This is a genomic window from Pseudomonas sp. LS2P72 (genome assembly GCF_054897865.1).
Genome location: NZ_CM142708.1, coordinates 237609 through 253355, shown reverse-complemented (window position 1 = coordinate 253355; position 15747 = coordinate 237609). Strand labels below are relative to the sequence as shown.

At 59.1% G+C, this 15747-nt stretch carries 13 protein-coding genes; 11 read left to right on the top strand and 2 right to left on the bottom strand.

Annotated features, from left to right (window positions below):
* Nucleotides 1-65: 65 nt before the first annotated feature.
* Nucleotides 66-611: a dTDP-4-dehydrorhamnose 3,5-epimerase gene (gene rfbC, locus ACYZUA_RS01090; protein ID WP_461961747.1), complete on the bottom strand. Its 546-nt coding sequence runs from the start codon at nt 609-611 to the stop codon at nt 66-68.
* A 206-nt stretch (nt 612-817) separates the two neighbouring features.
* On the opposite strand from rfbC, the gene ACYZUA_RS01085 reads away from it, so the two are divergent.
* From ACYZUA_RS01085 to ACYZUA_RS01070, 4 genes are all read left to right on the top strand, one after another.
* Entirely contained in the window at nt 818-3730 is a 2913-nt protein-coding gene (locus ACYZUA_RS01085) for an aminotransferase (RefSeq protein ID WP_461961746.1), read from the top strand.
* Between the two features lie 303 nt (nt 3731-4033).
* Nucleotides 4034-4912, top strand: a complete 879-nt coding sequence (gene aguB / locus ACYZUA_RS01080) for an N-carbamoylputrescine amidase (protein ID WP_461961745.1) — start codon at nt 4034-4036, stop codon at nt 4910-4912.
* A gap of 5 nt (nt 4913-4917) precedes the next feature.
* Nucleotides 4918-6024, top strand: coding sequence for an agmatine deiminase (aguA, locus tag ACYZUA_RS01075; RefSeq protein WP_461961744.1), 1107 nt, complete (start codon nt 4918-4920; stop codon nt 6022-6024).
* Between the two features lie 244 nt (nt 6025-6268).
* Nucleotides 6269-6481 carry a hypothetical protein gene (locus tag ACYZUA_RS01070; protein WP_046045525.1) on the top strand — a complete coding sequence of 71 codons (213 nt, stop codon included), beginning with the start codon at nt 6269-6271 and terminating at the stop codon, nt 6479-6481.
* A gap of 229 nt (nt 6482-6710) precedes the next feature.
* On the opposite strand, the gene ACYZUA_RS01065 is transcribed toward ACYZUA_RS01070, so the two are convergent.
* Nucleotides 6711-8801 (bottom strand): TonB-dependent receptor, encoded by a 2091-nt coding sequence (locus ACYZUA_RS01065; RefSeq protein ID WP_461961743.1) that lies wholly within the window; start codon nt 8799-8801, stop codon nt 6711-6713.
* Nucleotides 8802-9045: 244 nt separating this feature from the next.
* Here ACYZUA_RS01065 and ACYZUA_RS01060 point away from each other — a divergent pair, with 244 nt between their 5' ends.
* The 7 genes from ACYZUA_RS01060 (at nt 9046) to pdxA (ending at nt 15714) form a co-directional block, all read left to right on the top strand.
* Entirely contained in the window at nt 9046-9717 is a 672-nt protein-coding gene (locus ACYZUA_RS01060) for a DsbA family protein (RefSeq protein WP_461961742.1), read from the top strand.
* 252 nt (nt 9718-9969) lie between these two features.
* Nucleotides 9970-11253 (top strand): OprD family porin, encoded by a 1284-nt coding sequence (locus tag ACYZUA_RS01055; RefSeq protein WP_461961741.1) that lies wholly within the window; start codon nt 9970-9972, stop codon nt 11251-11253.
* Between the two features lie 328 nt (nt 11254-11581).
* Nucleotides 11582-11872, top strand: a complete 291-nt coding sequence (locus tag ACYZUA_RS01050; protein WP_461961740.1) for a type II toxin-antitoxin system RelB/DinJ family antitoxin — start codon at nt 11582-11584, stop codon at nt 11870-11872.
* Entirely contained in the window at nt 11838-12152 is a 315-nt protein-coding gene (locus ACYZUA_RS01045) for a type II toxin-antitoxin system YafQ family toxin (RefSeq protein ID WP_461961739.1), read from the top strand. Before ACYZUA_RS01050 ends, ACYZUA_RS01045 begins: the two co-directional genes overlap by 35 nt.
* Before the next feature lie 264 nt (nt 12153-12416).
* The gene (locus ACYZUA_RS01040; RefSeq protein ID WP_461961738.1) at nt 12417-13430 is read left to right on the top strand and encodes a 2-keto-3-deoxygluconate permease; all 1014 of its coding nucleotides are present in this window, start codon (nt 12417-12419) and stop codon (nt 13428-13430) included.
* A complete protein-coding gene (locus ACYZUA_RS01035; protein ID WP_461961737.1) occupies nt 13427-14707 on the top strand; it encodes a four-carbon acid sugar kinase family protein in 1281 nt (426 codons plus the stop codon). The genes ACYZUA_RS01040 and ACYZUA_RS01035 overlap by 4 nt, the downstream gene beginning before the upstream one ends.
* Nucleotides 14708-14712: 5 nt before the next feature.
* A complete protein-coding gene (pdxA, locus tag ACYZUA_RS01030; RefSeq protein WP_461961736.1) occupies nt 14713-15714 on the top strand; it encodes a 4-hydroxythreonine-4-phosphate dehydrogenase PdxA in 1002 nt (333 codons plus the stop codon).
* Nucleotides 15715-15747 lie beyond the last annotated feature (33 nt).

Sequence of the window (15747 nt, the reverse complement as noted above, 5' to 3'; positions counted from 1 at the left end):
CTTGCGGGCGCAGTCTGCGCGCCGTGGGTCAGGCACGCCTGTGCGGCGAAGTTTCAGACGGTGTTTCAGGAAAAAACGTCAGCGTCCTTGAAGAACGCGGCGACCTCATCTTTGCCGGACAGTTGTGGCGCTTCGTCCAGTTGCCAATCAATGGCCAGGTCCGGATCGTCCCAGCGAATGCTGCGCTCGGCGGATGGGGTGTAGTAGTCGGTGGTTTTGTAGAGGAATTCGGCAAACTCGCTCAGCACCACGAAACCGTGGGCGAACCCTTCCGGGACCCACATTTGACGAAAGTTCTCGGCGGACAGACGCACGGCCACCCATTTGCCGAAATGTGGCGAGCTGCGGCGAATGTCCACAGCCACGTCGAGTACTTCACCCGCTGTGACGCGAACCAGTTTGCCCTGAGTGTTTTCCAGTTGGTAATGCAGGCCGCGCAATACGCCTCTTTGCGAGCGGGAGTGGTTGTCTTGAACGAAGTTTGTTTCCAGGCCAGTCGCTTCTTTGAAAGCCTTGGCATTGAAACTTTCATAAAAGAAACCACGTTCGTCACCAAATACCTCGGGCTCGATGATCAGAACACCGGGCAGGTCGGTGGTGACTACATTCATGGGGTTTCTCCAGCAATAGGCGTTGATGGGCGTCATTCTTGCGCAAAGTGGCGGCGGGGGCGAGTGGAGTGATTTTTTTCCTGATCCGGTAACTGATTTGTCGAGCCTCAAAAGAGTTTCAGGAGAGTTTCAGGCAGACGAAAGGGTTGCGTATCGCCCCAAGCAGTGGCGATATAAGCGCCTAATAAAATTTCAGGGGTCGTTGTATGCCACTCGCCACGTTGATTCATCGCGCCAGTTTGCCCGGCCCGCAAGTGTCTGCGGAGCAAGCGCTTGAGCTGCTGCAGGGACATTACGGGCTGAGTGGAAGGTTGCAGGCCCTCGGAAGCCAGCAGGATCTTAACTTTCGGGTCGACAGCGACCAGGGGCGTTTTGTCCTGAAAATCTGCCGTGGCGATTACTCGGCGCAGGAGCTGCACGCCCAGCACGCCGGGCTCAAGCATTTGGGTGAACACCCCGATGTGCATGTGCCACGAGTGATTCCCGCCAAAAACGGTACAGACCTGCTTTCCCTGGAAGTCGGCGGCCAAGCGGTGCATGTGCGCCTGCTCGATTACATCGAAGGCCAGTCGCTCACACACCTGGATCATCTGCCCCGTTCAGTGGTGGCCGGTTTCGGTCGGCTCTGCGGTGAAATGGACCTGGCATTGGCCGGTTTCGACCATCCGGGCCTTGAACGCACCCTTCAATGGGACGCCCGCCACGCCAACGCGCTGATCGCGCATTTACTGCCGGTCATCAACGACGAGCAACAACGCCGACTGATCGCCGATGCGGCTGAACAGGCCGAGCGTCATTTGCAGCCGCTGGTGGATAAGCTGCCGGTGCAGGCCATTCACATGGACATCACCGACGACAACGTGGTGTGGCAGCGAGATTCTCAACGCCAGTGGCAATTGCAGGGTGTGATCGATTTCGGCGACCTGGTTCGTACCTGGCGCATCACTGATCTGTCGGTGACCTGTGCGGCGCTGCTGCACCATGCGGATGGCGATCCGTTCTATATTTTGCCGGCGGTCCAGGCCTATCACGCCGTCAATCCGCTGCAACATGAAGAACTGTTGGCGCTCTGGCCACTGATCGTCGCCCGTGCGGCGGTGTTGGTGCTCAGCGGCGAGCAGCAGGTCAACATTGATCCGGGCAACGAATACAGTCGCGACAACCTCACCCACGAGTGGGAGATTTTCCGCGTTGCTACATCAGTGCCGTTGGCGTTGATGGAAGCGGCGATCCTGACCTCGGTCGGCCAGAACCTGCCGAGCATCGGCAGCGAAGGCTTCGCGCCGCTGCTGCCGAGTCTGGTGGGGCGTGAGTTTGCCTTGATCGATTTGGGCGTGCTCAGTCCGCATTTCGAGGCCGGTAACTGGGAGCAGGAGGGGATCGATCAGCGTCTGCTGACCGAAGCTGCCGCGGCTCATGGTCTGGCAGCCAGTCGTTATGGGCAATATCGCTTGTCCCGCACCCGCCCGGACAGCGCCACGGAGCCGGACACGTGCCCATTGCACGTCGAATTGCGAGTGCCCCGCGGCACGGCAGTCGAATCGCCGTTCGCCGGGGTGGTGCATCAGCCGGCGGCAGGCGTGCTGCAATTGGATGGCCCGCAACTGAGCGTGCGGTTGTGGGGAGTGACCCCGTCGCTGCACACGGGCGCAGCGCTGGTCAAAGGCCAGGTGCTGGGTTCGGTCAGCGGGCCACTCATCGTGCAGTTGTGCCGAGGCGCTTCGTTCAATTCGCCGTTGTTTTGCACGCCGTCCCGCGCGGCTGCCTGGCAAGCGTTGTGCCCGTCGCCGGCGGTGCTGCTGGGACTGGCCTGTGACGCTGAAGAAGAACTCGATTCGCAAACGTTGCTGGCGCGCCGTGACGCCAGTTTCGCCCGTACCCAGAAGCACTATTACGTCGACCCGCCGCGCATCGAACGTGGCTGGCGCAATCACCTGATCGACATGCAGGGCCGCTCCTACCTCGACATGCTCAACAATGTCGCGGTGCTTGGCCACGGTCATCCGCGCATGGCTGCTGTCGCCAGCCGTCAGTGGTCGCTACTCAACACCAACTCGCGGTTCAACTACGCAGCGGTTGCCGAGTTCTCCGAACGTTTGCTGAAACTGTCGCCAGACTCCATGGATCGAGTGTTCCTGGTCAACAGCGGCAGCGAGGCCAATGACTTGGCAATCCGCCTGGCATGGGCCTACAGCGGCGGTCGCGACATGCTCAGCGTGCTCGAGGCCTATCACGGCTGGACAGTGGGCGCGGACGCGGTCTCAACTTCGATTGCCGATAACCCGAAGGCCTTGAGCAGCCGTCCGGACTGGGTGCATCCGGTTACCGCGCCGAACACCTATCGCGGCGAATTCCGTGGCCCGGATAGCGCGCCGGACTACGTGCGTAGTGTCGAACACAACCTGGCCAAAATCGCCGAGCAGAAGCGTCAGTTGGCCGGTTTCATCTGCGAGCCGGTGTACGGCAATGCCGGCGGTATCTCGCTGCCGCCGGGCTATTTGAAACAGGTTTACGCGATGGTGCGTGCCCAGGGCGGCGTTTGTATCGCTGACGAAGTGCAGGTCGGTTACGGCCGCATGGGCAACTTTTTCTGGGGCTTCGAAGAGCAAGGCGTGGTGCCGGACATCATCACCATGGCCAAGGGCATGGGCAACGGTCAGCCGTTGGGCGCAGTGATCACCCGTCGGGAAATCGCCGAAGCGCTGGAGGCCGAGGGTTACTTCTTCTCGTCGGCCGGCGGCAGCCCGGTCAGTTGCCAGATCGGCATGGCAGTGCTGGATGTGATGGAGGAAGAAAAGCTGTGGGAAAACGCTCAGGTCGTGGGTGGGTATTTCAAGGAACGGCTTGAAGCGCTGATCGATATTCATCCGTTGGTTGGCGCGGTGCATGGTTCCGGCTTCTATCTGGGCGTCGAGTTGATCCGCAATCGCGAAACCCTGGAACCGGCAACCGAAGAAACCACGGCGCTGTGTGATCGATTGCGCGAGCTGGGGATCTTCATGCAGCCGACGGGGGATTATTTGAACGTCCTCAAGATCAAACCGCCAATGGTGACCTCGCGTCAGAGTGTGGATTTCTTTGTCGACATGCTGTCGAAGGTGCTCGCAGAAGGTCTGTAAACATATAACTCTGTGGGAGTGAGCCTGCTCGCGATTGGGCAGGATCAGTCGACATCTATGTTGAATGTTCGACCGCAATCGCGAGCAGGCTCACTCCCACATTGGTACGGTGTTAATTCGATAGATATCGGCTTTTTAGCAAAAAAATATGACAGAAGGTCTGCTGATGGCTTTTAAAGCCGATTTTTATCGGTTATAAAGTCGCCACTGCCCCGGTGTGGCCTCACCACGCCCGGTGCTTCCCATTTCTGTCATTGGTCGATGCCACACTCGACCCTAAAGCAATTGCCCCGGAGATGATTCATGAGCCGTATCGTTACCGTCGCCGCCACCCAGATGGCCTGTTCCTGGGATCTTGAAGCCAACATCGAGACCGCTGAGAAGCTGGTCCGTGAAGCCGCGGCGAAAGGCGCGCAGATTATCCTGATCCAGGAACTGTTCGAGGCTCCGTACTTCTGCCAGAAGCCGAACCCGGAATATCTGCAGCTGGCCACGACCGTTGAAGACAACGTCGCCATCAAGCACTTCCAGAAAGTTGCCAAAGAACTGCAAGTGGTTCTGCCGATCAGCTTCTACGAACTGGCGGGCCGCGCGCGTTTCAACAGCATCGCGATCATCGATGCCGACGGCAGCAACCTCGGGATTTATCGTAAAAGCCATATCCCGGACGGCCCTGGCTACCACGAAAAGTACTACTTCAATCCGGGCGATACCGGTTTCAAAGTCTGGAACACCCGTTACGCGAAAATCGGCGTGGGCATCTGCTGGGACCAGTGGTTCCCGGAATGCGCTCGCAGCATGGCGTTGCTGGGCGCGGAAATCCTGTTCTACCCGACCGCGATCGGCAGCGAGCCACACGACAAGACCATTTCGTCCCGCGATCACTGGCAACGCGTGCAACAAGGCCATGCCGGCGCCAACCTGATGCCGCTGATCGCCAGCAACCGCATCGGTAACGAAGAACAGGACGGCTACGACATTACCTTCTACGGCTCGTCGTTCATTGCCAACCAGTTCGGCGAGAAGGTTCAAGAGCTCAATGAAACCGAAGAAGGTGTGCTGGTTCAGCGCTTCGACCTGGATGAACTGGAGCACATCCGCAGCGCGTGGGGTTCGTTCCGTGATCGTCGCCCGAACCTGTATGGCACACTAAAGACCCTCGACGGATCCCTGGAGTCCTGATCGCTATGACCACTTTGCACAGCACGCCGCGCGCCGACGGCTTTTACATGCCGGCCGAATGGGCGCCGCAAACCCAGACCTGGATGATCTGGCCCGAGCGCCCGGACAACTGGCGCCTGGGTGGCAAACCGGCGCAAGCCGCGCACGTCGCGGTAGCTAAAGCCATTGCGCGTTTCGAACCGGTGACCGTGGCGGTTTCCGCCGGCCAATACGAAAACGCCCGTGCCCGTCTGGACGTGCCGAATATTCGTGTGGTGGAAATGTCCAGCGACGACGCCTGGGTTCGCGACACGGGGCCGACGTTTGTCATCAATAACAGTGGCGAAGTCCGTGGTGTGAACTGGGACTTCAACTCGTGGGGCGGTTTCGACGGTGGGCTGTATTCGCCGTGGAATCGCGATTCCCAAGTCGGCGGCAAGATCCTCGAGATCGAGCGCAGCCAGCGCTACCGCACCGAGGGTTTTGTGCTTGAAGGCGGTTCGATCCACGTCGATGGCGAAGGCACACTGATCACCACCGAAGAATGCCTGCTTAACCGCAATCGCAACCCGCACATGAACCGTGCAGAGATCGAAGCGGTGCTCAGCGCCAATCTGGCTGTGGATAAAATCATCTGGCTGCCGGACGGTTTGTTCAACGACGAAACCGACGGCCATGTGGATAACTTCTGCTGCTACGTGCGTCCGGGCGAAGTGTTGCTGGCCTGGACCGATGACCCGCAGAACCCGAACTACCCGCGCTGCCAGGCAGCAATGAAAGTGTTGGAAAGCAGCACCGACGCCAAGGGTCGCCCATTCACGGTGCACAAGATGCCGATTCCGGGGCCGCTGTATGCGACCGAAGAAGAGTGCGCGGGTGTTGATCCGGTGGACGGGACTCAGGAACGTAATCCGACCGTGCGTCTGGCCGGTTCCTACGTGAACTTTCTGATCGTGAACGGCGGCATCATCGCGCCAAGCTTTGACGATCCGTTGGATGGCCCGGCAAAAGAGATTTTGCAGGCACTGTTCCCGCAGCACGAAGTGGTGATGGTGCCGGGCCGCGAACTGTTACTGGGAGGCGGTAACATCCACTGCCTTACCCAACAACAGCCAGCACCGCACAAAGAGTGAGTGCAGTTGTAACAGCTTGAGTTGATTGCAAAATAATTCAGGCAAACGTTTTCACTCATGGTTTGGCAGAAAGCCCGCAGCCCTACAGGACCGCGGGCTTTTTTGTATCCGCTTGTCGACAGTTGCGAGACCTTGGCACAGCTCTTGTATCTCTCATGGTGTAAAACAGGGAGGGGAGAACTGCGATGTTCTGTCATAAACCTTGGATAAGTTAGCCGCTCACAAACCAGGAGAGAGCGCGGAAATGAACGCCGAAATGAATGTGGTGAGCGAGCGGGCGTTGCATCCCCTGGCAGTAAACAGCGAATCGCTCCAGGTTCTGGCGCACTGGTTGAAGTCCAATGGAACGCGTCAGATCAGAGAACCTGATCCGCGCCGGATGATGATCGAACGCTACCCCGCTGGTTTATTCAGCGAAGCGGAGCTGGAAGCGTTGTGGGATGTAATGGAAGGATAAGAAGAAAAACAACGGATTGGTAAAAGCGCTGCCGGGATGGCGGCGCTTTTTTATGGGCGAAGGTTTTGTGCGGCTGGACTACAACCCATTGTGGGAGCGAGCCTGCTCGCGAAGGCGGCCTGACAGTCAACAGTGATGCTGAATGTGCCGGCCTCTTCGCGAGCAGGCTCGCTCCCACAGGTGATTGGTGTGAACGCGTTGTTTGTGGTCCACACCGGTTCAACGGTGTTTAGAAGTTGTAGGTCCCGGTCACGACCAGGCTGCGCGGTTCACCCGGCTGAATCTGCGCCGCACTGGTGGCCGATGAGTAATAGGTCTTGTCGCTGATGTTGTTCAGCGCCGCGCGCAAATCCCAATCCTTTTGCCGGAACCCGGCCAATGCATCCCAACGACCGTAACCCGGCAGGACGGTGGTGTTGAGGTTGTCGGCATAACGCTGGCCCACCAGGGTCAGACCGGTTTCGGCGTACCAGCCCATTTCCGGTTTCCAGGTCAGGAACAGGCTGCCGTTATGCTTGGCCACGTTGCTGATGCGTTTGCCTTCAAAGCCGTTGTTGTCCTTCTCGACCGTCGCGTCCTGCACACCCACGCCACCGCGTACATACCAGTTGCCAGCGATCTTGCCGGTAGCGGTCAGCTCGATCCCCCGAGAACGTTGCAGGCCGGTCATCAAGGTGACGGTCGGATTGTCGGGATCGCTGGTGCGGCGGTTGTAGAGTTCCAGTTCGTAGATCGCCAACGTGGTGCTCAGGCGGTCATCGAGCCAGTCGCTCTTCACGCCGATTTCCTTTTGCTTGGTCAGTTCGGGGCTCAAGTCGTTGCTGTTGCCGGCAGCGCCCGGGGTGATACCGATCAAACCACCGCCGACCGGGGAAAACGTCTTGGTCCAGGAGGCATAGAAGGAATGATTCTGCAGCGGCGTCCACACCAGTCCTACACGCGGGCTGGTGCTATGGCTGTCACGATCTTCGGAAATGTCCCGCAGCTTATTGGTCGACTCGATGTCGAAGGTGTCGTAACGCAAGCCGGCCAACAGTTGCCATTGATCGTTCAGACGCAGTTGATCCTGCACGTATACCGCACGGCTTTCGACTTCGGTATGAGAGCTACTGGAAACCTGCATCCGCCCGGTATGGCGCAAATTGCGGTCGGGGTTGTACAGGTCCAGTGCCGGTACAGGCTGAGTCCCGCGTCCGGTGGCTGCGTTGTACAACGTAGGGTCGCGCCGCTGGCTGCCGATTTCGATGCCGGTCAGCAAACGATGCTCAAGGCCGAACGTGTCGAAACCGCCTTCCAGCTCGACATTGTTGTAGACGTTGCGGGTGGTCAGGTCCTGTTGCCAGTGCTGGCGCGTAACCTTGTTGGTCGCCGGCGTGTAACCGGTCAGGTAAGTGTTGTCGAAATCGCTGTTGAGCTTGAATACGCCCAATGTGTGGCGCAGCTGCCAGTTGTCGCTGAGCTCATAACTGAGCTTCGAGCGCAGGGATTGCGACTTGTCGTCGATGAAATCGTGTTCGCTGCCGTAAGTCGTATCCCGTCCTACGTCCGCCGGGCGTCCGTTTACCCCGGGGATACCGCGATCCGGCGTACGGTTGTAGCGGCTGTATTCGTACTGCACCAGCCAGTTCAGGTCCGGCGTCAGTTGCCAGCTCATCGACGGAGCGAACAGCTGGCGATTGCCGCTCACGCCGTCGCGGAAGCTGTTTTGATCCATGTTGCCCATGTTCAGGCGCAGGCTGATGTTCTCGCTCGGGTCGGTGCTGAGATCGGCGTAGAGGCTGCGCAAATCATCGCTGCCGCCCTGGGCCTCGAGGGTCGAGCGGCGACCGAATTCGGGCAGTTTGCTGACCCGATTGACAATCCCGCCCTGACTGCCACGGCCATACAAAACGGCGGCCGGGCCTTTGAGTACTTCGATGCGTTCGATGTTGTGCAAATCGCGTACGTATTGGCTGTCGTCGCGGATGCCGTCGAGGTAGAAGTCGTTGCTGGCGTCGAAACCGCGGATGCGCAGGCTGTCGAAGCGAGTGTCGGCGCCGCTGCTGACGTTGGGAATGCCGCTCAGCGCGGTGCCCAGATCGTTGGTGCCGTAATCCACGATGTTCGAGGTTTTGATCGAGTCGATGGCTTGTGGAACGTAGCGCACCGGCGTGGCGGTGCGGGTCGCGGTGCTGGTTTCCTTCACACGCGGGTCATCGGCTTCAGCTTCGGCGCTGATCGACGTCTCGGGTAAAACGGTGGTGGCGGCGCAGGCAAAACCGGCAGAGAGAAATGCAGAAAGCCCAAGGGTGACGGGCGTGAGGCGAAAGGGGGCAGGCATCTGAAGCGCATCCGAAAGGGTGAAGTAATTCGAGGGTGCGAATGGTAATGCTTGCTATTTACTTCTGTTAATTATTCTTGAAAAGTACCGTGTTTTGATTATTTCTAATTGTGTCGAGATGACGACAGAGGGGTGGTGAGGCCATTCGACCGATTCATGAAACAGACTGAAAGCCATTCCGGCGTTTTTCAGAGACGGGTGGAGGATTAATCTGCCGGCATCTTATTTTGTCGGAGTTTTTCCCATGATCCTTCACTACATTTACGACCCGTTATGCGGCTGGTGCTACGGCGCAAAACCGCTGGTGCACGCCGCCCAGGCTGTGTTGCCAGTGATCGTCCACGGCGGCGGCATGATGACCGGCGCCAACCGCCAGACCGTCTCGCCACAACTGCGCAACTACGTGATGCCTCATGACCGGCGCATTGCCGAGTACACCGGTCAGCCGTTCGGCGAGGCGTATTTCGAAGGGTTGCTGCGCGATGAGACAGCGGTGTTCGATTCCGCACCGCCGATTGCCGCGGTGCTCGCAGCCGAGCAGATCGCCGGTCGCGGACTGGAGTTACTGGGGCGTTTGCAAAGTGCTCACTACGAAGAAGGTCGACGCATTGCCGATGAAGCTGTGTTGTTAGAACTCGCGATAGACATCGGTCTGGAACCTCAAGCATTCCAGGCTGCTTTCAAAGCAGCTGAAACCGATCGCCACATCAAGGACAGTCGAGCATTGCTTGCCGAAATCGGCGGCCAGGGTTTCCCGACCTTCGCCCTGAAACACAACGGCCAATTCACCCTGATCGATATCAGCCCGTGGCTCGGCAAGCCGCAAGCCTTCGCGGCATGGCTGAGTCAGTCGCTTCCCGCACAAGCGTCATCATTGGGGCTTCAAGCCTGTGGCCTGAACGGCTGCGCCGATTGACCTCGACAAGTGATTTCTTAGACGTTTTTCGCCTATTTACAGACGATTCATGAAATTGACACATCGTTAAGGGCGCGGCTAGGATTCGCCCCACGCCTGTGGCTAACCGCCATGACTCATAAAATAACAAAAAGGCCCGCCACGATTTCTTCGTGCGCGGGCCTTTTTGTTTGGGGTGAAAAAAGAGTGCGATAGCGCCGTTTCAGCCGTTCGACGCAGCGCGTATCAACCGATCATAAGGAAAAGAACAAAATGTTGAACACGCGAATCAGCCTGATCGCTCTGGGGATGTTGAGTGCTACACAGGTCATGGCTAACGACCAGGCCGAATCCAAGGGTTTTGTTGAAGACAGCAGCCTCAAAGTGCTGCTGCGCAATGCTTACATCAATCGCGACAAAAAAGACGGCAACGACGACCAGCGTGAATGGGGTCAGGCTGCCATCGGCACCTACACCTCGGGCTTCACCCAAGGTACCGTCGGCGTGGGCGTTGATGCCTTCGGTCTGTACGGCTTGCGTCTGGACCGTGGTAGCCACAGCGGTGGCCAAGGCATCGATTTTTTCAAGGAAGGCGACAGCGGTAACCCGGCCGGCGACCTGGCCAAAGCTGGTGGCGCGGTAAAATTCCGCCTGTCCAGCACCGTTCTGACGTACGGCGACCAGATGCCGGTCCTGCCGGTGTTGAGCCACGACAACGGGCGTCTGCTGCCGGAAAGCTACACCGGCACCCTGATCACCTCCAGGGAGATCAAAGGCCTGGAGCTGAACGCCGGTCGCTTCACCGCCGAATCGCGCAAAAGCGCTGAAGGCCATGACAGCGGCGGTTTGAAGTCGATCAACGTGTTAGGCGGTAGTTACCAGTTCACCGAACAGTTCAAGGCTGCGCTATACGCCTCCGACGTCGAAGACGTGTTGAAGAAGCAATACGTGAACGCCAACTACGTGTTCCCGATCGACAAGGATCAGTCCCTGACTCTGGACTTCAACGGCTACCGCACCAAGCTGGAAGATTCCTACGTCCGCGACAGCGATGCCACCGGCGACGACAACAAAATCTGGAGCCTGGCCGCCACATTCGCCACCGGCGCGCACTCGTTCACGCTCGCCCACCAGCGCAGCACCGGCGACAGCAACCTGGGCTACGCCTACGGCGGCTACCAGAAAGATCAAGGTCGCGTCGGCGACGGCGGCAACACTATCTACCTGGCGAACTCCTACTGGTCCGACTTCAACGCCGAAGACGAACGCAGCTGGCAGCTGGGCTACGGCCTCGACTTCAGCACCTTCGGTATTCCAGGCCTGAGCTACAACTTCGCTTACGTGCGCGGCGACAACATCACCACCTCCACCAGCGAAGGCGGTACCGAGCGCGAAATCTTCAACCAGTTCAAGTACGTCGTGCAAAGCGGCCCGGCCAAAGACCTGAGCGTGAAACTGCGCAGCTCGATCCTGCGTGTCTCGCAGAAATCGAGTGAGTACAACTCCAGCGGTAACGAAGTGCGTGTGTTCGTGGATTATCCGATCAACATTTTCTGATGATCGGTTGCACCATCGAGGCCTGATGCAAGGCTGAGAAAGGAAGCCCCGACTGGTTCGGGGTTTTTTTGTGGGCGCGATTTAGAGCTCAACGCCCTCAGCTATTTCCTGCGTTGAACCGGGACGGTTCTCGAGTAGGAAAGGGATAAGGCTGATATTCATGGCGAGCTCAAACAGTTGAAATACTGGGCGAGGAATCCAGCTGATGATCACGCTTCCTAAGCTTTGGAGCCGTCCATCACGCTGAAGTTGACCAAAAAGATCCCGCTCAACCACAATGCTCGAGGTAGCGCCAATGTAGCTACAAATTAACGATGAGGTTATTACCATGGGTGCATTGCTGAAAACCACAGACGTGCGTTGCCGCATTGATGAGGATTTGAAGGCGCAGGCTACTGAGGTCTTGAGTGCTTGCGGCCTGAGCATCAGTGATGCCATGCGTCTTTTTCTTCGTCAGGTTGTAGCCACTCAGGGCCTCCCGTTTGAGGTGCGCGTCCCTTCGGAGAAGACGGCCCGCGCCATGACGGAAGCACGAGATATTCGCCAGCGGTTCGACTCGATAGACGACATGCTGAGGGACGCTGATGGCGAAACCGGAAAAAAAGCAAAAGCGCGCTGAGCTGCCCAAACAGTGTGCGCAAACATCGGAATTCAAGAAGTCGTGGGAACGTTACAAGCGGGCCGGACGCCGCGACATGAATGAAGTCCGTCAGGTGATGGTCATGCTATTTCTGGGAGAGCCATTGCCAGCCGAGTATCTGGATCATGCGCTTACGGGGGATTGGGCTGGTTTTCGAGAGTGCCATATAGGCGGTGATTTTTTGATGATTTATGAGCACACCCGCTCCGATCTGATCACATTTGTTGATCTCGGAAGTCATTCCGAACTGTTCAAGTAGCGCCTTTCAACACAAGCCCCGACTGGTTCGGGGCTTTTTTCTGGGCGCTGCAAAGCTCTGGCTTGCGTCACCTGGCGATTCGAGCCGCCCGGCACAGCCCGGATTCTTCGCTACGAATGATCGAAACGATCATTTTAATGATTGATTTGCGCAAATTAAACCGAAGGTCTAAGATAAATTTGACTGAAACAATCAGTAAATGATCGGTTCAGTCAGTTCCGAGGTGATGCACGTCTTACCCAACAATTATAAAAGGAGACCCTCGTGGCCCAATTTCCTATCAAACGCACCATTGAGCGCATACCGGGTGGCATGATGATCGTGCCCCTGCTGATTGGCTCGCTGGTGGCAACCTTCCTGCCCGACACGCCAAAGTTTTTTGGCTCATTCACCAATGCACTGTTCACCGGGGCACTGCCGATCCTCGCCGTGTTCTACGTCTGCATGGGCGCGAGCATCAACATCAAGGCCACGCCTTACCTGCTCAAGAAGGGCGGTACGTTGCTCGCGACGAAAGTCGGCATCGCCGTCCTCATTGGTATTGTGCTTGGGCACTTCCTGGGCGAGCAGCCGATATCGTCAGGCCTCTTCGCCGGCATTTCCACGCTGGCAGTGGTCGCTGCGATGAACGACACCAACGGCGGCTTATATATGGCGTTGATGGGGCAGTACGGTCGCTCCGAAGACGTCGGCGCCTACTCGGTCATGTCGCTGGAGTCCGGTCCTTTTCTGACGATGGTCACTTTGGGTATCGCTGGCCTGTCGGCATTCCCCTGGCCGACGCTGGTGGGCAGCATCCTGCCACTGGCGCTCGGCATGCTGTTGGGCAATCTCGACCGTGACATGCGCGATTTTCTGGCCAAAGCCGTCCCGGTCATGATCCCGTTCTTCGCTCTGGCGCTCGGTGCCAGCCTGGACTTGCATAACGTCTGGCACGCCGGTTTGCTGGGGCTCGGCATGGGTGTTGCGGTTGTCGTGCTGACCGGCATCCCGCTGTTCTTCGCCGATCGTTTGACCGGCGGCACTGGCGTCGCCGGTGTTGCAGCAGCCACCACCGCCGGGAATGCCGCCGCCGTCCCTGCGCTGATCGCGGCAGCCAATCCGGTGTACGCCGAAGCAGCCAAGAGCGCGACCATTCTGGTGGCCGCCTGCGTCGTGGTCACCGCGATTCTCGCGCCGCCACTCACCGCCGCCATCGCCAAGCGCGTGCAGCAGCGCAACCCCGCCGTCATTCCCGAACCGGAGCCCGAACCTCAAAAGCAGGAGGCCTTGCGATGAGGATGTTGATCATCGCAGACGATCTGTCGGGCGCGGCGGATTGCGCCATTGGCTTTGCGAGCGCGGGGCTGCAAACGGTCGTGACACTCGACCCGCTGAATGACAAGGCTGATGCTCAGGTGATCGCCGCCGATACCGACACTCGGCGCCTCTCACCGGCGCGGGCCGCCGAGCGTACCGTCGCCGCCTTCAAGGCACTGCATCAACCCGGGCAGCGGCTGTACAAGAAAATCGATTCGACCTTGCGCGGCAACTGGGCGGCGGAAGTCGCTGCTCTGCAACCGTTGGCGGGCCTGGCCATTGTGGCTCCGGCATTTCCTGCTACAGGCCGTACGTTGCGCGGCGGTCGGGTGTTCGTGAACGGCCAGCCACTGGAAACCACCGATACCTGGAAACTGGAAAACGCCGACCGTCCGGCCGATGTTGAAGCGATGCTCGTCACAGCAGGCCTGACCACCGCGAAGCTTGACCTCGACACCTTGCGCGGTAATGAAGACGCGCTCGCCCGGCACATTGCCGAAGTCGCCCGCAGCGGCACGCAGGCGCTGATCGTCGATGCGCAAACCGAAGACGACTTGCTAACCCTCGCTCGCCTGACCGCGTCGATGGACCAGCCACTGTTCTGGATCGGTTCGGGTGGCCTTGCGCGGGAAATAGCCAGCCTTCCTGATTTCTCCGAAGTACGCTTCGCGGCCATCGAACCCGATGCCGTCGAAAAAAGTCAGGCCCCCATTCTGATACTCGTCGGCAGTCTCTCCGGCGTCTGCGAACGCCAGTGCGCGCTGCTCAAAGAGCGTGGCGGAGTCAGCGAATTGGTCGTCCCGCCTGAGGTCCTTCGCCAAGGCACAACCCATGGCGATTGGGCGATCTGGCAGGCGCGCATTGGCGAGCAGCTCGACGGCTGGAGCGACCTGCTGCTGCGCATCGGCCGCGATGAGGCGTTCGATCCCCAGGAGGGCGCGCAACTCTCGACCATGCTGGCTGTGCTGGTAGAGCCGCATTTCGCCAAGGTCGGCGGCCTGATCGCCACGGGCGGCGAGACGGCGCGGGCCATATTGACCACTGTCGGGATCGACAGCCTGCAATTGCTGACGGAAATCGAAGCTGGCGTCGCCTTCGCTCGCCCGACCGTTTCCCGGCAAGGCCATCGTCCCGCAATTGTTACCAAGGCGGGCGCGTTCGGCAGCGATCACGCGTTGTACGCGGCATGGCAACACCTGAGCGACAGCGCCGATCGCTCCCCGCCCAAACGCACACGAATCCAAGGACTCGAATGAACACTATGAGCAACTACCTCCCGATCATCGGCATCACCATGGGCGACGCCACGGGCGTCGGTCCGGAAATCATCGTCAAGAGCCTGACTCACGACGTCGTCTACCAACAATGCCGGCCGCTGGTCATCGGCGATGTCCGTCGTCTTGAGCAGGCCAATGTCATCGTCGGCGGCAGCGCCAAAGTGCGCCGCATCGAGGACGCCTCTCAGGCGTTGTACGAGGCCGGCACCATTGACTGCATCGACCTCGACCTGATCCCCGACGACCTGCCGTTCGGCGAGCTGTCGCCTATCGCTGGTGACGCTGCTTATCAATACATCGCCCGTGCCGTCGAGCTGGCACAAGCCAAACAGATTGATGCGATTTGCACCGCGCCGTTGAACAAGGAAGCGCTGCACGCCGGCGGCCACAAGTACCCCGGCCATACCGAAATGCTCGCGCACCTGACCAACGTCGACGAAGTGTCGATGATGCTGGTGGCGCCGCAGCTGCGGGTGATTCACGTCACGACCCACATCGGCATCATCGACGCGATCCGCAAGATCGAGCCGGGCCTGGTCCAGCGCACGATCGAGCGCGGCAACGCGACGCTGATCAAGGCCGGCATCGCCAAGCCGCGTATTGGCGTGTGCGGGATCAATCCCCATGCCGGTGAAAACGGTTTGTTCGGCTATGGCGAAGAAGAGGAAAAAATCATCCCTGCGGTGAAGCTTTTGCAGGAACGCGGCCTCGACGTGACGGGCCCACTGCCCGCCGACACGCTGTTCTTCCTTGCCGGACGCGGCGACTTCGATCTGGTGGTGGCGATGTATCACGACCAGGGCCATGGTCCGGTCAAAGTGCTGGGGCTTGAAGCGGGAGTGAACGTGACCGTCGGCCTGGACGTGATCCGTACGTCGGTCGACCACGGCACTGCTTTCGATATCGCCGGTAAGGGCATTGCTGATGAGCGCAGCCTGCTCGAAGCGCTGCGCCAGGGTGCGGAGCTTGCCACGCGACGGGGATGAGTCGCAGGGACGCTGTCGTGTAAGATCGACCAC